Annotated in this window: 5 protein-coding genes; 2 read left to right on the top strand and 3 right to left on the bottom strand. The window is 70.1% G+C overall.

From position 1 onward, the window contains the following. Nucleotides 1–7 precede the first annotated feature (7 nt). A complete protein-coding gene (locus tag H0523_RS21045) occupies nt 8–14,677 on the top strand; it encodes a filamentous hemagglutinin N-terminal domain-containing protein (protein ID WP_054429794.1) in 14,670 nt (4,889 codons plus the stop codon). A gap of 9 nt (nt 14,678–14,686) precedes the next feature. Next, nucleotides 14,687–15,445 (top strand): SapC family protein, encoded by a 759-nt coding sequence (locus H0523_RS21040; protein WP_054429795.1) that lies wholly within the window; start codon nt 14,687–14,689, stop codon nt 15,443–15,445. Nucleotides 15,446–15,529: 84 nt separating this feature from the next. On the opposite strand, the gene H0523_RS21035 is transcribed toward H0523_RS21040, so the two are convergent. From H0523_RS21035 to H0523_RS21025, 3 genes are all read right to left on the bottom strand, one after another. Beyond that, nucleotides 15,530–16,828 (bottom strand): alpha/beta fold hydrolase, encoded by a 1,299-nt coding sequence (locus H0523_RS21035; RefSeq protein ID WP_054429796.1) that lies wholly within the window; start codon nt 16,826–16,828, stop codon nt 15,530–15,532. Between the two features lie 9 nt (nt 16,829–16,837). Beyond that, nucleotides 16,838–17,824 (bottom strand): Bug family tripartite tricarboxylate transporter substrate binding protein, encoded by a 987-nt coding sequence (locus tag H0523_RS21030; protein WP_054429797.1) that lies wholly within the window; start codon nt 17,822–17,824, stop codon nt 16,838–16,840. 185 nt (nt 17,825–18,009) lie between these two features. Further along, nucleotides 18,010–20,556, bottom strand: coding sequence for an autotransporter family protein (locus H0523_RS21025; protein ID WP_231691884.1), 2,547 nt, complete (start codon nt 20,554–20,556; stop codon nt 18,010–18,012). Between the last annotated feature and the right edge of the window lie 5 nt (nt 20,557–20,561).

Below are 20,561 nucleotides of genomic sequence, written 5' to 3'. Positions count from 1 at the left end.
ACCGACCATGAATCGTCAATCCCGCATCCTCGCCCAATCCGCCCGCCGCCCGTCCCTGAAGGCCCCGCCCCTGCCCGCGCTGACCACCATGGCCATGGTGATCGGCTCGCTGGTCTCCGGCGGCGCCCACGCCAACCCCACCGGCGGCAACGTCGTGGCCGGCGGAGCGACCATCAATGACCGCGGCAACGGCACGCTGGACATCAACCAGTCGACCGGCAAGGCGATCATCAACTGGAAGGACTTCAGCATCGGCGCCAACGAGACGGTCAATTTCCGTCAGCCGGGCAGCAACAGCATCACGCTGAACCGCGTGGTCGGCAATGATCCGTCGGCCATCTTCGGCCGCCTCAACGCCAACGGCAACGTGATCCTGGTCAACCCGAACGGCGTCCTGTTCGGTAAGGGCTCGCGCGTGGACGTGGGCGGCCTGGTCGCCACCACCGCCAACATCAGCGACAAGGACTTCCTGGCGGGCAAGTACAAGTTCGACCAGGCTTCGCCCAAGGCGAACGCCATGATCGTCAATGAGGGCACGATCAGCATCAAGGACAGCGGCCTGGCCGTGCTGGTGGCGCCCGCGGTGCGCAACTCGGGCGTGATCGAGGCCAAGCTGGGCCGCGTGGCCCTGGCCGGCGCCAAGACCGTCACGGTCGACTTCCATGGCGACGGCCTGTTGAGCTTCGACGCCACCTCGACCGTCAACGAACTGCCCAAGGACGCCGACGGCAAGCCGGTCTCGGCCCTGGTGACCAACGCCGGCGTGATCCGCGCCGACGGCGGCACGGTGCTGCTGACGGCGCGCGCCGTCAAGGGCGTGATCGACAACGTGGTCAACACCGACGGCATCATCAGCGCCAAGGCGGTGGGCACGAAGAACGGCAAGATCGTGCTGTCCGGCGGCGACGCCGGCACGGTCAATGTGGCCGGCACCGTCGACGCCACCGGCGCCGGCGCCGGCGAGCGCGGCGGCAAGGTCGTGGTGACGGGCGAACACGTCAACGTGGCGCGCGGCGCCGCGATCGACGTGTCCGGCGCGGCGGGCGGCGGCGAGATCGCGCTGGGCAGCCTGGGCGTCGCGCCCGACGACGGCTCGGCCGCGTTCAGCGGCAAGTCGTCCACCGTCAAGGTGGCGGCGGGCGCCACGCTCAAGGCCGACGCGCTCATCAATGGCAACGGCGGCAGCGTCACGATGTGGTCCAACGACGCCACCGCGTTCGCCGGCAGCCTGTCGGCGCGCGGCGGCGCCCAGGGCGGCGACGGCGGCTTCGCCGAAGTCTCCAGCAACAAGAACATCGGCCTGACCGGCTCGGCCGACCTGCGCGCGCCCAAGGGCAAGACCGGCCTGCTGCTGATCGACCCGACCGACCTGCGCATCGTCGACTCCGCCAGCGGCAGCGGCTCGCAGGACGGCAACGCCGGCGACGGCACCGTCAACGGCGGCGACGCCAACACCGCCAACAACACCGTGTCGCGCGGCCTGCTCGAAAGCCTGGCCGGCACCACCAACATCAAGCTGGAAGCCACCGGCCAGATCACCGTCGCGGACATGGCCGCGATCAATCTGAAGACCACCAGCGGCCACAGCTTCACGATGCGCTCGACCCAGACGGGCGGCATCCGCTTCGAGAATTCGAACACCGAGATCAGCACCCAGGGCGGCTCCATCACGCTGGAAGCGCTGGGCGTGGGCAGCACGCTGGACAACATCGGCAAGCTGACCAGCCGCGGCGGCGCGATCACGCTGAACGCCACCGGCGACATCAACCTGGCCAACGTCATCAACGCCGGCACCGGCGCGGCGCAAATCCGCACCAGCGCGGGCTCGATCCGCAACACCGGCGGCGCCAACCAGGTGGTGGCGGGCAACACCGTCAAGCTGGACGCCAGCGGCGGCAGCATCGGCGACCTGGCCGCCCCGGTCAACACCCAGACGGCGCTGCTGTCGCTGGCGACCGGCGGCAACCTGGCGGTGGCCAACCGTCAGACCCTGACCTCGCTGGACATCGCCAGCCGCCACGCGCAACCGGGCGCCAACAACAGCTTCCTGCTGACCTCGCCGGGCCTGGCCTTCGCGCTGCAGGACAACGGCGGCTACCAGCTGAACACGGTCAACCAGTCGGGCCTGAACTTCTCGTTCACCGGCGACCGCACCATCACCGTCGGCGACATCGGCCTGGGCGCCGGCACGCTGGCCCTGACGTCGACGGCCGGCCACATCCTCGGCACCCCGACCGGACAATTGACCGCCAGCCAGATCACCCTGAGCGCCGCCGGCGGCGACGGCCGCACGGGCGCCATCGGTTCGTCGGCGCAGGCGCTGCGCACGCAGACGGCCGCCCTGATCGCGACCAGCGGCAGCGGCGGCATCTACGTCAATAACAGCGGCACGTTGAACCTGAAGGCGATCGACACCACCGGCAGCCTGGTCGCGCAGACCTCCGCCCACCTGACGCTGGGCGACATCAAGGCGGGCTCGGCCACGCTGACCTCGCTCCTCGGCACCATCGTCGACGACGGCAACGACGCCACCAGCATCTCCACCGCCTCGCTGACGCTGTCGGCCGAGCTAGGCATCATCGGCGGCCCCGCGCGCGCCATCAAGACCAACGCCAGCACCGTGTCCGCCAACGCCGGCCTCGGCGGCGTGTACCTGGACAGCACCAGCACCAACCTGAACATCACGCAGGCGCAGGCCAACGGCGGTCCGATCGTGATCACCGGCGCGGGCAGCGTCTCGGCCAACAACGTCGGCTCCGGCGGCGGCGCCATCAACCTGACCGGCAACAGCATCGCCGCCGGCCAGATCAACGCGGGTTCGGGCAACGTCACGCTCACCGCGCGCGCCGGCAGCATCACCGGCAACGCCGCCTCGCTCATTACCGGCAACGTCGTCACCCTGCTGGCCCCGGCCTCCAACACCGCCTACACGGTGGGCACCGCCGGGATCTACCTGCGCACGGCCGCCAACGAACTGCACGCCACCGGCGGCAGCATTTACCTGAACCAGGCCCAGGGCTCCGTGCTGCTGGACGACCTGAAGGCCAGCAACGGCATCTACGTCACCGGCGTGGCCAACCTGACCGCCAACATGCTGGACGCCGGCAACGGCACGCTGTCGCTCAACGCCCAGGGCGGCAATATCCTGCGCGCCAACGCCAACAGCGCACTGGCGGGCAGCAGCATCAACCTGCAGGCCAAACAGCACATTGGCACGGCCAGCGACCACATCAATACCGCGACCACCAGCCTGACGCTGGGCAGCGGCGGCGACATCTATGTCGACAATCCCGCCAAGACGCTGACCTACCTGGCGATCAACAACTGGCACGCCGACCCCGCCCGCCGCAACACGCTGCAGGTGGCCGCGCCGTTCCTGAATTTCGACGTCAACGACGACCTGGGCAACGCCTACGAGCTCAAGCAGGTCTACAGCTCGCTGCTGAACCAGTTCTCGTTCACCGGCGACCAGAGCCTGAAGCTGGGCAATATCCGCGCCGGCAGCAACATCACGCTGACCTCCACCCAGGGCAGCATCCTGGATGACGGCATCGCCGACATGCGCGTCACCGCCAACAACGTCAGCCTGACGGCCGCCCAGGACATCGGCACCAGCGCCAATTACGTCGCGATCAACGCGCCGGGCCTGACGCTAGACACCCGTGGCAACCTCTATGCCACCGACATCGCGGACCTCAACTCGCTGACGGTATACGCGCGCCACAAGGCCGCGGACGACCGCTACACGCTGGACGTGCGCGCGCCGTCGCTGCTGTTCAACATCACCGACGACGTCGGCGGCCACACGATCCGTGAAGTGCGCGACAGCAACTGGATCAACTTCAGCTTCAACAGCGACCGCGACATCACGGTCGGCAGCATCGACGCCGGCTACAGCGGCAGCATCACGCTGAACGCCGCGGGCGACCTGCGCGACGACGGCAACAAGCAGACCCGCCTGCTGGCCAACTCGGTCAACCTGATCGCCGGCAAGGCCGTCGGCGCCACCGGCACGGGCTATCTGGACGTGCTGACCGGCTACCTGAGCGGCACGGCGAGCAATGGCGGCTTCTATGTGCAGCTGCCCAATCCGACCGGCGCCAACAATTACACCGGCATCGTCACGCTGAACAACATCACCGCCAGCGACGCCGTGCAGATCGACCTGCGCCAGGGCGACGCGCTGCTGGCCAACACGGTGCGCAGCAACAACGGCAGCGTGACGCTGAACGTGGCCAACGGCTCGCTGTACGGCAACGGCAGCGGCAGCATCTATGCGGGCGGCAACGACATCACGCTGTCGGCGGCGGGCGCGATCGGCGGCATGTACAACGGCGCCGTGCGCTACGTCGGCGTGGGCGCCGCGGGCCAGGCCAACGTGCAGGCCACCGCCGGCACCGACATCTATCTGAACGGCACCACCGGCAACATCAAGCTGACGCGCCTGGAGGCCGGCACCGGCCAGATCGGCTACACCCAGTCTTCCGGCAACACCACCCTCGGCAGCCTGCGCGCCGGCGGCGCGGCCACGCTGGCCAATACCGGCGGCTCGCTGCTGGACGACGGCGATGCCGCCACCCTGATCCGCGCCAGCAACATCGCCCTGACGGCGAGCGGTGCGATCGGCGCGGCCGGCGCGGCATTGACGCTGCAGGCGCCCGACGTCAGCCTGACCAGCGGCGGCAACATCGCCGTGGACAGCCTGACTGGCCTGACTCGGCTGAACGTCACGCGCAATGGCTCGGCCAATGGCGTGTACAGCATCACCGCGCCCAACCTGACGGCCTTCACCGTCACCGACGACGGCCTCGGCATCCACCTGGCGGACATCGCCAGCTCGACCAATCTGGACTTCGGCTTCACCGCCAACAACAAGAATCTGCTGGTCGGCAACATCGACGCGGGCGCCAACGGCAAGGTCAGCCTGGTGTCGGGCCTGAACATCGCCAACGACAATCCGGCCAGCCCCGGCGCCATCCGCGCCGCGACCGTCGCGCTGACGGCCGGCTCGAACGGCTCCATCGGCACGTCCGCCACGGGCGGCGCACTGGCGCTGACCGGCGCCTCGGCGCTCAGCCTGACGGCCGGCAACAACATGTACGTCGGCAGCGACACCGTGCTGCGCAGCCTGGCCATCAACAGCCTGAAGAACGCGGGCAGCGCCAGCACCTTCGCCATCAGCGGCGGCGCCGGCCAGGTCATCACCATCAGCGACGACGGCACCACGCAGTACCTGCAACAGGTCACGGGCGGCCTGACCGACTTCAGCTTCAGCGGCCGCAAGAACATCCAGGTCGGCACCCTCACGGCCAGCAACACGATCAGCCTGACGACCACCGGCGGCGGCGTCAATTCCAGCATCACCAGCGACGGCACCGCCGGCCGCATCACGGCCGGCAGCGTCACGCTGTCCGCCACCGGCTCGGACAGCTACACCGCGCGCGACGCCAATACCGGCGCCATCGGCACCAGCGGCCGCGCCCTGCGCCTGAGCACCAGCAACCTGGCCATCACCAACAACGGCGACATCAACCTGAACAACGGCGGGCTGGCGCTGAACAGCCTGAACCTGTACCTGTCGCGCCGCGACGCCGGCAGCGTCAACTTCGACACCAACAGCTACGCCTTCGGCGGCCTGGGCAGCCAGGTAATGAGCATCTCCGGCGGCACGAACCTGGCGATCGGCGCCAACATGAGCGGCGCCGCGCTGACGGTCAATACCGACACCTCCATCACGCTGAACACCATCAACACCGGCAGCGGTTCGGTGTCGCTGACGTCGCGCTACGCCAACAGCGACCTGGCCCCGACCATCGGCGGCTCGGGCATGGTCACCGCCAACAACGTCAGCCTGAGCGCGCTAGGCACCAACGGCAGCGTATCGGCCCAGACCAACACCGCCAACCTGGCGGTCGCCTCGGCCGGCAATGTATCCATCGCCAACAGCAAGCAGTTCGATTCGCTGTCGCTGACCGCCAACCACAGCAGCAGCAGCGGCTCGGTCAACAACACGTACAACATCAGCGCCACCGGCATGACGGCGTTCTCGTTGAGCGACTCGACCGGCACCGCGGGCCTGACGCTCAACAACATCACCAACAGCGGCAACCTGGCGCTGTCGATCTCGTCGGACCGCTCGCTGACCGTCAACAACGTCACCACCGCCGCCGGCGGCTCGGTGACGCTGGCCAGCAATGGCACCATCTACGGCAACAGCTCCAGCGCCAGCCTGCCCAACATCACCACCAGCGCGCTGACCCTGAACGCCGGTTCGGTCACGGGCACCTACGCCACCAACCAGCCGCTGTTCGTCAGCGTCGATTCGCTCTCGTCCAACATCCGCGGCAGCCTGTGGGTGTCGAACAACAAGAGCCTGACGCTGCGGGACAACAGCGCCACCAGCTCGGCCCAGGTCAACGTGACCAACGGCTCGATCACCCAGGGCGCCGGCCGCTTCGTCACGCCGGTGCTGACGCTCACGGCCACCCAGTCGATCGGCGTCGCCGGCAACGAGATCCTGACCGACACCCGCCAGCTGACCACGCAGTCGGGCCGCAACCTGTACCTCGACAACGCCAGCGACCTGTTCTCGCTGAACATCACCGCCAACCACGCCAACAGCGCCCTGGACAACGTGCTGCAGGTGGCGGCCAAGGGCCTGACGTTCAACGTCACGGACGCCGGCTCCTATGTCATGACCCAGGTCAGCGACCTGACCGGCCTGAACTTCTCGTTCAACGGCGACCGCACGCTGTACGTCGGCAACGTCGACGTCGGCCCGGCCAACACCGTGAGCCTGGGCGCCTATGGCTCAGGCGCCCACATCCTGAACCTGACGCCGACCTCGCACATCACCGGCGACGTGGTCACGCTGGGCACGAGCGGCCAGATCGGCGTGGCGTCGGGCGACAATTCGGGCTCGATCCACACCACCACCGGCGAGCTCTACCTGACGGCCGGCAGCCACGTCTACCTGGACAACGACCGCGACCTGGCCAGCCTGTCGCTGTACGCCACCGGCTCGTCGGCGGCCACCTACCAGATCCTGTCGAACGAACTGCTGTTCGATGTGGCCCATAACGGCAGCCGCCTGCAGGTCAACGAGGTGCGCGACAACACCGGGCTGAACCTGATGCTGTCGAGCAACGTCGGCCAGGACATCGGCATCATCGACACCACGCAGAACGGCACGGTGCGCCTGTCCAGCAACAACAGCATCCTGGGCAGCGCCGACGACAGCCAGCGCGTCACCGCGGCGTCGGTGCAGATCACCACCCAGGGCTCGGGCGCCATCGGCGCCGTGGGCCGCGAGATCAACCTGTCGGCGCCGCTGGTGAACATCCAGAACGTCGGCGACGTGTACATCGACTCCAACCGCCACATCGACGCGCTGACGCTGTATTCCACCGGCAACGGCGCGCGCAGCTACAGCATCAACTCGCCCACGCGCGACGGCGGCAGCATCGTGTTCCAGGCCGCGGACGGCGGCAGCGGCAGCAGCGCCGGCCTGGTCCTGACCAAGGTCGAGGACAAGGGCGGCCTGAACCTGAGCGTGACCAGCGACCGCACCATCACCGTCGGCGCGATCAACGTCGGCTACGACAGCGTGGTGCTGAACTCGCGCGGCGGCTCGCTGCTGGGCGACGGCGACGCCAACACCAAGATCGACGCGGCCGGCCTGACCCTGACGGCGGCCAACGCCATCGGCGCGGCCGGCGCCGGCAATGCCATCGACACCCGCGTTAGCACGCTGAGCGGCCGCGCCGACAACGGCGGCGCCTTCATCACGGTGGAGGGCAACACCAGCCTGCCGAGCCTGACCTCGACCGGCGCCAGCTCGGTCAGCAACACCACCGGCGACATCGAGCTGGGCACGGTCAACACCAACGGCAACACCTTCACGGTCAACAACACCGGCGGTTCGATCCTCAGCGGCACGATCAACAACGCCACCAGCGTCAACCTGACGGCCAACGGCTCGATCGGCAACAAGAGCGCCATCCGCACCAATGCCCTGAACGGCGGCACCACCACCGTCACCCTCAGCGCCACCAAGACCGACCGCGCCGATGGCAGCATCGCGCTGACCGAGACCTACGGCCTGCAGGCGACCTCGGTCACCGCGCCGGGCGACATCACCCTGACCGCCGACACCGGCAACAACGGCCGCAACCTCACCGTGGGCACCGTCACGTCCACCGACGGCGCGGTCACGCTGTCGACCGCGCGCGGCAGCATCATCGGCATCGACAACAGCAACCTGGTCACCGGCAAGAGCGTCAGCCTGACGGCCAACTACGGCACGGCCTCGAAGATCGGCACGTCCAACGCGGCTCTCCTGCATCTGAACACCGAGAAGCTGACGATGGCCACGCCCGGCAGCATCTACGTCGACAACCTGGCCGACCTGTCCGACCTGACCATCATCCGCAACAACGCGCAGGGCTCGAACCTGGGCAGCGCCGGCTTCCTGACCATCGGCGCCAAGAACCTGCTATTCAGCGGCGGCGACAGCAGCAATGCCACCGCGCTGACCATCGTGCGCGACACGACCGGCCTGAACTTCACCTACCAGGCCATCGGCGCAATCAACGTACACGACATCGACGTCACCCAGAACGGTTCGGTCAACCTGTCGACCAACCCGTACTACACCACGGGCGGCTCGATCCAGGGCATGAACGCGTCCTCGAAGATCGTCGCTGGCGACCTGACGCTGTCCACCGCCACGGGCAACACGCCCAACACCATCGGCTCTGCCGGCCTGGCCCTGAACACCCAGGTCAAGAACATCGCCGCCACCGCCTCGGGCGGCATCTGGCTCAAGCAGAACGGCTCGATCAACCTGGGCAACCTGCGCGCCGGCGGCGACCTGTCGGTCACCACCACCACCGGCGACATCCTGGTCGGCACCGTCAGCTACGGCACCGGCAACGCCCTGACCTTGAACGCCCAGACCGGCAGCATCCTGTACGGCGGCGGCACGCTCTCGGGCGCGGGCACCGGCGCCATCACGCTGACGGCGCAGAACGGCATCGGCACGCGCGACGCGGCGATCAAGATCGCCGCGCCGAACAGCCCGGTGTCGGCCACCGTCACCGGCGACGGCTCGCTCTACCTGGACAGCAGCGGCAACCTGCTGGGCGGCCTGACGACCTCGGTCGCCAACGGCGAGACCCGCATCACCGGCAACGGCAGCCTGGCGCTGACCAGCGTCACGTCGGGCACCGACGCGGCCGGCAACGACATCTCGGTCAAGACCACCTCCGGCAACATCACGGTCAAGAACGTGCAGGCCGGCGCCAACCACGGCCAGGTCACGCTCAACGCCGAGAACGGCTCGATCCTGGCCGACGCCGCCGGCGCCACCGTCAAGGCCTACGGCGTCGCCCTGAACGGCGCCAACGCCGTCGGCGCCGTCAACGGCCGCATCAACGCCACCGGCCAGCGCGTCGAAGTCACCACCAACGGCGGCATGTACCTGGCGGCGGACAACAATTCCGTCTACTCGTACCTGTCGGGCAACACCATCGACATCGCGGCCGCCGGCAATCTGCAGATCGCCAACGCCATCGCCAGCAACGGCACCATCAAGATCGTCGGCAACGGCAACAACAGCCAGCTGGTCGCGGGCAACATCGACGCCGGCGCCGGCACCGTCAACATCGACTTCAGCAAGACCGGCAGCACCATCGTCGACGACCGCGAGGAATCCACCCGCATCATCGGCAACACCGTCACGCTCAAGGCCGGCGCGGGCATCGGCGGCGCGGCCGGCTCGCCCGACAACCTGCAGACGACCGCCGCCAACATCATCGCCGAAGTCACCGGCAGCGGCTCGCTCTACCTGAACGACAACCGCGCGGCCGGCACCACGCTGGCCTCGGTCATCACCCAGGACGGCGCCATCGGCATCACCACCGCCGGCCCGACCCTGGTCACCAGCGCGGTCAGCAAGACCAGCTCGGCCAACAACGGCATCTCGATCGCCACCACCAGCGGCGACCTGTCGATCAACACGATCGACGCCAAACAGGCCGGCGACGTCACGCTGCAGGCGGCCGGTTCGATCAAGGGCGCGCTGGTGGGCAACCTGATCACGGGCAACAGCCTGACCGCCATCGCCGGCGGCAGCATCGGCTCGGCCGCCTACCTGGCCAACGGCACCGGCGGCATCGCGCTGCGCACCAACCTCGGCGCGCTGGGCAATCTGTCGACCGCCGCCGACGGCGCCGTCATCGTGCTCAACAACGTCGGCACGCGGGCGCTCACCGCCAACAGCGGCAACATCCAGCAGGCCGGCGCCAACAGCTCCGTCTACCTGACCAGCGCCGGCGACCTGGACGCCAGCGGCGGCATGTCGAATACCGCCGACAACCTGCTGCTGTCCTCGGGCGGCACGCTCAAGCTGGCCGCCGCCGGCGTGCAGGCCAACGGCACCGTCACGCTCAAGGGCACGCAAGACGTGGTCGCGGCCGGCGCCGCGCCGCGCACGATCAACGTCAAGGGCACCACGGTCAGCTTCAGCAGCGGCGCCGCGGGCGGCAACACCAATCTGGTGACCGAAGCCAGCTCCGTCGCGGCCAGCCTGACCGGCACCACCACGCCGGCCAACCTGACGCTGACCAACACCGGCGCGCTCGACGCGTCGCTGAGCACCGCCAACGGCGACATCAACGCCACGGCCACCGGCACGCTGACCGCCGCGGCCACGGCCGCCGGCAGCAACCGCACCATCACGCTGACCTCGCAGCACGGCAACGTCGAGATCGACACCGTCAACGCCGGCGCCGCCAACGGCACCGTGGTCCTGAGCGCCGCCGAAGGCTCGCTGCTGGGCCTGGGCAACAGCCTGATCGCCAACAGCCTGGACCTGACCAGCAAGACCGGCATCGGCACCTCGGCCGACCACGTCACCACGACGGCACGCAACCTCAAGGCCAACGTCCTGGGCAGCGGCGACATCTACGTGGACGGCAGCGGCCCGCTGACGCTGGGCCGCGTGGCCACGGCCGACGGCAACATCGGCATCGGCGCCACCGGCAATCTGGTCAGCGCGGTCGGCCTGTCGGCCGGCAACAGCGGCGATGTCACGCTGGCCTCCAGCGCCGGCAACGTCACCGTCAGCCACGACATCGCCAGCACCGACGTGCATGACCTGTCCGTGAGCGGCGCGGCCATCGCCATGGCCGCCGCCAACACCAGCGGCAGCCAGGCCTACAGCGGCAACGTCACCCTGAACGGCGACCTGACCGGCAGCGCCATCGGCATCACCGGCAGCGCCACGCTGGCCGGCGCCAAGCGCACCCTGACGGCCAACGGCGCCAACGGCGGCGTCGCCCTCTCGGGCACGCTGAACGGCGGCGCGCAGCAGGCGGTGATCGTCGCCAGCGACGGCGACGTCACGCTGGGCGGCAATGCCTCCAACCTGGCCAGCCTGACCATCACCGGCAACAACATCGACCTGCGCCAGGTCACCAGCACCGGCGCCCAGCAGTACAACGGCGCCACCACGCTGCGCGGCGCCTACACGACCACCAACGGCGCCTTCGGCGTCGACGGCGCGACCACGCTGGCCAGCGCCGTCAGCGTGTCCACCGGCAGCGGCGCGGTCGCCTTCACGGGCGGCGTGTCGGGCGCCAACGCGCTGACCGTCACCAGCAGCGGCACCACCACCTATGGCGGCGCGGTCGACATCGCCTCGCTCAACCAGGCGGGCACCGGCGGCACGGCCATCAACGGCGGCAGCGTCACCACCAGCGGTGCGCAGACCTACGCCGGCCACGTGGAGCTGGGCGACGATGCGGTGCTGACCGGCGCCACCGTCACCCTGGCCAACGGCGTCGACGGCGCCCATGCGCTGGAGATCGACGGCGCGGCCTCGCTGACCGGCGCCATCGGCGCCACCACCAAGCTGGCCAGCCTGACCCTGGACGGCAGCGCCACGCTCAACGCCGGCACCATCGCCACCACCGGCAACCAGCGCTACAAGGGCGCCGTCACGCTGGGCCGCGACCACACGCTGAGCACCACCTCGGGCAACGTGGCGTTCGACAGCACGCTGAACGGCTCGCGCGACCTGCACGTGGCCTCGACGGCCGGCGGCAACGTCAGCTTCGACGCCGTGGGCGGCGCCACGCAACGCCTGGGCAACCTGAGCATCGACACCGCCGGCACGACCGCGTTCAACGGCTCGGTCTATGCCGCGTCGCTGCAGACCGACGACCCGGGCGCCGTGACGATCAAGGGCGAACGCATCGACACCACCGGCGTCCTGCGCTTCGGCGAACTGGTCACCCTGGCCAGCAACGTCACGCTCAAGGGCAGCAGCATCACCCTGGCCCAGGGCGCGAATTCGACCGACGAACAGCAGGGCCTGACCCTGCAGGGCCCGGCCGTGATCGGCGGCCCGGTCGGCGCCGGCGCCAATGGCCGCCTGGCCTACCTGACCGTCGAGAACGACGTGGAACTGGGCGGCGGCCCGATCAAGACGGTGGGCGAGCAGTCCTACCAGGGCAAGGTCTGGCTGACCGACGCCACGCAGATGAGCACCAGTAATGCCAAGGTGACCTTCAGCGACACCGTCGCCAGCCGCGGCGCCACCGCGAACGGCCTGACGGTCAGCAGCGGCAGCGGCGACGTGCGCTTCACCCAGCAGGTCGGCGACGCCACCACCGGCCGCCTGGGCGCGCTGGCCATCAACAGCAACGGCGCCACCACCTTCGACAAGGCGGTGTACGCAGCGTCGGTCAACACCGACGTCGGCGGCACCGTGGCCATCAACGGCGGCCTGGTCGACACCACCGGCACGCAGTCCTACGGCGAACGCGCCGTGTTCAGCACCGACACCGTGCTCAAGGGCAGCACCGTCAGCCTGCTGGGCGGCGGCGACGGCGGGCATGACCTGACCATCGACGGCGACGCCGTGCTCAAGGGACCGCTGGGCGCCAACGACCCGCTGGCCAACCTGACGGTCAAGGGCAACGCCACGCTGGGCGCGGGCACCATCACTACCGTGGGCGAACAGTCGTACCAGGGCAACGTCACGCTCGGCGGCAACGTCACCGTGACCAGCCGCCAGGGCGACATCGGCTTTGACCGCGCGGTCGATGGCGGCGGCGGCCTGACGGTCGTCGCCAGCCAGGGCGACGTGACGTTCTCCGGCCCGGTCGGCCAGGGTACGCGCCTGGGCGACCTGAAGGTCAGCGCCGCCGGCGACATCGTGCTGGACGGCCCCGTCCGCGCCGCCTCGGTGCAGACCGGCGGCAACGGCGACGTGCTGATCAACGGCGGCTCGATCGACACCACCGGCGCGCAGCAGTATGGCCAGCACGTCATCCTGAGCGGCGTGGACACCACCCTGACCGGCGCCAACGTGCAGCTCAAGGCCGGCGTCGACGGCACCCAGCCGGGCCAGCAAGGCCTGGTCATCGTCGGCAACGCCGATATCCAGGGCGACGTCGGCGCCACCACGCCGCTGCGCACCGTGGCCGTCACCGGCGCCACCACCCTGAGCGGCGGCAAGACGCACACCACGGGCGACCAGGTCTACAACGGCGCCGTGACCCTGAAGGGCGACCGTGACCTGACCAGCGACACCGGCTCGGTGATCCTGGGCAGCAAGCTGGACGGCGGCAACGGCAACAACCTGAACGTCAACGCCGCCAAGAACATCCAGGTCGCGGGCGACGCCACCGGCCTGGGTTCGCTGACGCTGCGCGCCGTCGACACCATCGTGTTCAACGGCGACGTCAGCGCCTACCGCGTGCAGCAGCTGGAGGCCAAGACCGCCAGCTACAACGGCGCGGTGCGCGCCTCGGGCCCGGACGGCATCGACATCTCCGGCGGCACCGTGTCGTTTGGCAAGGATGTCACCGCCGACACCGGCGCGATCCGCATCGCCAACACCAGCCCCACCGGCACCACGTCGTTTGGCGGCGGCAGCACGGTCAAGGCCGCCACCGGCTTCACCCAGACCGGCGGCGCCGGCCTCACGCTGCCGGCCCAGCTGCTGGTGACGCAGGGCCCGATCAACCTGGGCGCGCCGGCCAAGCTGCAGGGCGGCAACGCGGTCATCCAGACCAACGGCGACATCACCGCCATTGGCCTGACCGGCCCGCAGACGTCCCTGACGCTGGCTTCGGGCTCGGGCGCGCTGCGCATCGGCCTGAACGACGCGGACCCGAGCCACAAGCTGGACGTGGCCGGCCTGACCGTGCCGAACGCCGGCTCGGCCGACATGTGGGGCACGATCGGCGGCAAGACCGGCTCCATGGCCGCCACCACGATCCGCAGCTCGCTGACCGGCGCGCCGTACTACATGAACGGCGCCACCTGGGGCCAGACGGACGTGATCGACCGCCTGGCGGCGGTCACGGCCCCGCGCTCGGTGATCCCCAGCACGCCCACCGCCAACCCGCTGTTCCAGGGCACCGTGCCGTCCAAGGGCTTCGGCCCCGACGTGCTGGGCGCCTTCGCCGATCCGCAGGTGCTAACGGTGGCTTCCGCCTTTTCCTGGCAGCTGCCTTCCGGCGACAATGCCGTGCTGACCGTGCCGAACGGCAATGGCCCGGTGCTGCACACGCCCGCCGGCAACCCGCAGCGCCCCGCCGTCGAAGGCATCCCCCCCGCCGACGACGCGCGCCGCGAACTCGACATTCAATCCCGCACTCTCTGATCCGACATCATGACTACGCAGACTTCGCTTCCCCTGTTCTACGAACAACCCCGTCCGCTCGCCGCCGGCGTGCATGACAACCTGTCGCTGGCCAGCAATACGGGCTTCGGCTACGCCGCCAAGACCAACGCCGTGCCGCTGGTGGCCACCGAGCTGCCGACCGCGTGCCGCCACTTCCCCATCGTCTTCACCGATGGCGAGCAGCCCACGCCGGTCGCGGTGCTGGGCGTGCGCGGCCAGGAAAACCTGTTCGTCGACGCGCAGGGCCAATGGCGCCCCGGCACCTACATCCCGGCCTACGTGCGCCGCTATCCCTTCATCTTCATGGAGAACGAAGACCGCAGCCAGTACACGCTGTGCGTCGACGAGAAGGCCGCCGCGGTGGTCGAGGGCCGTGACAACCCGTTCTTCGACGAGGCCGGCGAGCCGACCGCGCTGGCGCGCAGCGCGCTGGAGTTCTGCCGCGACTACCAGAACCAGCACGCCTACACGCTGGAGTTCGCGCGCGCGCTGGCCGACGCCGACCTGCTGATCGAGAACCGCGCCGACATCACCCTGGCCGACGGTCAGCGCCTGGCCATGTCCGGTTTCAAGGTGATCGACGAAGCCAAGTTCAACAAGCTGCCGGAAGCGGAATTCCTGCGCTGGCGCGCCAACGGCTGGCTGCCGCTGGTCTATTGCCACCTGCTGTCGATCAACACCTGGCCCAGCCTGATCGATCAGGTGCAGCCGGTCGCCGCGACCGAGGAAGCCGCCGCCGAGGCGTGATCCTCTGAAACGCCCGCGGGCCGGCGCATGCGCCGGCCCGCGCCCCCACGGCCCCGCCGGCCTCGCCGGTCGGGGCCGTGTGCGTTATGACGCTTGCCCGGCCGCGCGCGCCAGGAAGGCCAGCACCGCGCGATAGGACGCCTCGTTGCCGGCCGCGTTGGCCGGCGGCGTGCCGCCCGCGTCCAGCAACAGGCCCGACATGGCGTGCGGCTTGCTGATCAGCGTGGCCGGCAGGCACGGATAGTGCACGTGGTGCCCCGCGCCATGGCAGACATGGTGCAAGGTCGGCAGCCCATGCGCCTGGCGCTGGCGCACGACGATCTCGGAATACGCGGTGCTGGGCCAGAAACCGTCGTCCGACGCGCTGACCAGCATGACCGGGCCGGGATAGCGTTCCACCGGAATGCGGGCGCGCTCGAACGCGGCGGCATCGCGGCTGGCGCTGAGAAACGCGTGGGTCTGCCGGTATGGCGGATCCGAGGCGTAGGCCGCCTCCCAATCGGCGCTGGCGTTGTCCTGCCACAGGTGCGGCAAGGGCTCGCCGGCCTTGCGCCAGACCTGCGCGTTGCGTCCGGTGCCCGGCTCGCCGGCGCTGACCACGCCATGCGTGACGGGCGACGGCACGTAGGCCACCACCGCGCTCACCAGGTCGGGATAGTGCGACGCCACCAGCAATGAGGTCTCGCCGCCGCGGCTGATGCCGGACAGCGCCACGAAGCCGTCGCGCGGCTTGAGTTCGGCGCGGGCCCAGCGCAGCGCATGCTCGAAATACTCCAGCGGCATGTCGTTCAGGTACTTGGGCCGGCCGTCGTAGTTGAAGATGGCCAGCGCCAGGCACTGGTAGCCGCGGGCGGCGAACAGCGCGGCCCGCGGCGCGTTGACGCCGCCGGACGAGCCGTTCATGTAGATCACCAGCGGATGCGGGCCGGGCCCGGCGGGCGTGTAGAGCTCGCCCGACAGCGTCATGCCGCCGACCTGCTCGCGTACGGCGCGGTGCGTGACGCCCTCGGCCGCGAAGGTCTGCACCAGCCGCGCCGTGGCCTCGTGCCGGCCGTCGGTGGCGTGCAGGTCGGTCACCAGCGGCTCGGTGCGATCGGGCGGGAACACCACCCGGTCCATCTGCTCGCAGGTCATCGACCACACCAGTCCCATGGCGGACGGCTCGGCATAGCTGCCGGACACCGGGCAATCGCGCGCCAGGTCCAGGCTGCCGTCGTGGCCAGCCATGAACACCGCCTGCGAACGCCACGGCACGCTGCTCATCGACATGCGGGCCGTGACGGTGACGAAGGCGTAGGCGGGAAAGCCGTCGATGCGGATCTCGCGCGGCACGTCGATCAGCGCGGATTCGGGGCTGACGGTGATGCGGGCTTGTTCGGTCATGGCGCGTCCTCAGCCTTTCAGGTCGGTCTTGGGCACGTTGTTGGCGCGGATCACGCCGGCCCACATGGCGGACTCTTCGGCGATGACCCGGTCCAGGTCGGCCGACGAGGTGAACTCCACGGTCACGCCCTGCTCGGCAAACTGCTTGACCAGGCTGGGGTCGCGCGTGCCTTCGCGCACCGCGTTCTCCAGCGTCGCGGCGACCGCCGCCGGCATCGCCGCCGGGCCCGAGATCATCATGCGGGTGTACAGCTCGAAGCCATCGACGCCGGCCTCTTTCATGGTCGGCACGTCGGGCAGGCTCGACAGGCGCTGGTCGGCCGTCACCGCCAGCACCTGCAGCTTGCCGGACTGGATGTTGGCCAGCGCCGAGGTCGGGAAATCAAACGTGCTCTGCACCGTGCCGGCCATCAGGTCCAGCAGCGCCGGGCCGCTGCCCTTGTACGGCACGTCCTGGAACTGGGTGCCGGTCCTGGACTGGAAGTGCAGCAGCGCCAGGTGGTTGATGACGCCGCGCCCGGCATGGGCGCAGGTGATGTCGCCGGGCTTCTTTTTCGCCAGCGCGATGAACTCCTGCACGTTCTTGACGCCCAGCGCCGGATGCACGATCAGCAGCATCGGCGACTTGCCCATCGAGCCGAGCTGCTTGAAGTCCGAGGCCTGGTACGGCAGGTTGTTGTAGAGCAAGGGGTTGAGGATCATGCCGTTGGTGCCGGCAAAGCCCAGCGTATAGCCGTCGGGCTCGGCCCGCGCCACCGCCACGGTGGCGATGATGGCCTGGCCGCCCGGCCGGTTCTCGACCACCACGTTGCCCTTGAGGATCTTGCCCATGCGCTCGGCCAGCGCGCGGGCGGCGATGTCGGTCAGGCCGCCGGGCGCGAAGCCGACCAGCAGGCGCACGGGGCGGGTGGGGAAATTGGCCTGGGCAAGCGCCAGGCGAGGCAGCAACGGCAGCGCGGCAAGCGCGCCCAGGGCGTGGCGACGGGTGAACGGCATAAGGCTCTCTCCAGACAGGCGCGCACGGCGACCGCGCGACAGGCGGCCGCGCGAGCCATGCGATGAACAAGGGGGGAAGGAAGCACAGGCCGCCCGCCGAACGGCGGGGGGTCTCAATGACGGTATCTTGTATGCAATATGGCGCGGGGGCTATCTAGGGATATCCCGGTGCGCGCCGGATGCCGTCAGAATTGCCAGCGCATTTCAATGCGGCCCGTATGGTCGCGGGCGGCGCTGGCGTACTGGCCCGCATAGGCCAGGCCGAGGGTGGCGCCGCGGCCGACGGCCAGGTCGGCCCCCACCTCCACCAGGGCGGCGTCGCGACTGATCGGCGCGCCGGTGACGGTGAAGGCCTGGCCAGCGTCGAAGGCCACGCGCGAGACCGGCGTCAGGTCGCCGAACGCATGGCGCCAGCCCAGGCCGGCCGACACCGAGCCGGCCAGCGTGCCCAGCGCCACGGTCTGCCTGCCCCGCAGGCCGAGCGTGGTCGTGGTGGTGTCGTTGCGGCTCGCGGCGCCCGACAGGGCCGCACTGCCGCCCGACTCGCTGAAACCGCGCACGCGCTGCCCGGCCCAGGCGACGCCGGCATAAGGTTCCAGCGTCAGGCCATCGGCGACGCCCAGGGCGTAACCCAGCTCGCTGAAGACCTGGGTGGTGTTGCCGCCGTAGTCCGCCGTCAGCGTCTGGTCCAGGCCCCCCGCGCCGATCTGGCGCCGGGTGTGGATGTCGTGCCAGGAATAGGCGGCGCCGGCCATCAGGTTGAGCTTGCCCGCGCCGACCGCGAAGGCCTTGCCGCCATACACGATCGCGCTGTAGCTGGAGATATCGGCGCGCGACGCCAGGTCGTCCACCGACAGGCGCGAATCCGTATACCCGAACGCGCCGCCCATGCGCCAGCCCCCTCCGACGGCGCCATCGGCGCCCGCGAACACGCCGCCGGTGCGCTGGCGCGCCGCCGCGTTGCCGCCGCTGGCGCCAATGCTCTGCCAGTTGCCCACGAGCTGCGCCCAGGCCGGACGCGCCTGCGACACGGGCATGGCCGAGGGCAATGGCGAGGCGTCGCTGACGCCGGCCGCGGCGGTCGGCGCGCCGGGCGCGCTGCCGGCGGCCAGGTTGCCGCGCAGCTGGTCCAGCGGCGTGTTGCGCACGGCGCTGGACAGATTGTTCAGGCCGGCCGCCACCGTGGCATGCGCCTCGCCCGACAGGCCCGAGAAGAAGCCTTGCGGCGCGCCGGCCGGCAGCGAAATGGCCGCGCCGTACACGCTGTGCGAGGCGGGCATCGATTCGACCGCGTTGGCCGCGGCGCGGGCATTGCGTCCCGACACCAGGTCGGCGAAGCGCAGCGGCGTGCCGCCCGTGCCCGGATCCACCGGCGTGACGGGGTCGACCGGGTCGACGGGGTCCACCGGCGGGACCCGCGCGCGCGTCAACGTCAGCGTCACCTGCTTGTCGTCGGCCGAGTAGGTAAGCGTCGGGGTCAGGTAGGCCAGGTCGGAAGTCACCCCGGCAAAGCGCGAGCCGACGAAGGTGCCGCTGGCGCTCAGCACGACCTGGCTGAAGTGTTCGCTGTACGCGCCGGGTTGCGCGGTCACCTCGACCGTGGCGCCGCCCAGCGCCGCCCGGCCGGTGACGTCGAGCCGGTCGAACGCGGCGGGCGTGGCGCGCACGGTGTAGATGCCGCCCGCGCCGAACGTCACATTGCCGGTGACCGCAACGGCGGCGGTCGCCCCGCCCGCCAGTTTGAGCCGATTGCCGCCCGCCGGGCTGAGCAGCACATCGCCAAGCGTGGTCGACCCCTGCGCCAGCGCCAGGGTATTGCCAGCGCCCGACAGCCAGATCGCCGTGCCGCGCGCATTGCGCGAGTCGAGGCCGGCGATGATCGTGCCCTGCTGAGTGACGATGGTGCCGTTGCCGGACACCCGCACGCCGACGCCGCCCAGGCCAAAATCGTACGCGCCGCTGGCCCCGGCGTTGCCGCCACGGATTTCACCAATGTTGAGCAGGCGCTGGTTGTCGGCAGCCAGGGCCACGCCCACGCCGCCGTCGCCGCCGCGGCCGATCCGGGGGACCGAGCTGCCGCCCTCGAGGCTGGTCACCTGGCCCCCGCCGCCCCCGCCGCCGCCCCATATCTGCCCGCTGTTCACCAGCACCGCGCCCGCGCCCTCGGCGACCACGCCCGCGCCGCCCTGGCCGCCGGCGACGCTGGACAGCGTCAGGGGCGGATTGACCCAGCCGCCCCAGTCGATCACTCCCCCGCCCCCGCCGCCGCCGCCGACGATCAGCCCCTGGTTGTCCAATTGGGTCGCGCCGGCGCCGAACAGCCGCACCCCGCTGCCGCCGGCGCCGCCCGCCGCGGCGGGATGCGGGTCGGACCACACGATCAGCAGCCCCCCGCCGCCCCCGCCGCCGCCGATCATGGAGGCAGAGGAATTCAAGGAGACAGAGGGCGCTTCATTGCCCGGCAGCCCCGCGCCGCCGGAAGCCGGCACATCGCTACCGTCGCTGCCCCCGCCGCCGCCGCTCCCGCCTGGCCCGAGCCCATTCTGCCCCGGCTGGCCGATCGCCTGGCCGCCATTGCCGTTGCCTGCCGGCCCGCCAAAGGCGCCGCCGCCGGGTATCCCCACCGCGCCCGCGCCGCCCGAGCCCGCGGCGAAAGCGGCAGGCGCGCCGTGCAGCATGACACCGGCAAGGACCAGCATCAGTGGCAAGGGACGGCAACGATATTTCTTCATGGGGA

The sequence above is a fragment of the Achromobacter insuavis genome, assembly GCF_902859645.1.
In the GTDB taxonomy this organism is placed as follows: domain Bacteria; phylum Pseudomonadota; class Gammaproteobacteria; order Burkholderiales; family Burkholderiaceae_B; genus Achromobacter; species Achromobacter insuavis.
This window is presented reverse-complemented; position numbering and strand designations above follow the sequence as displayed.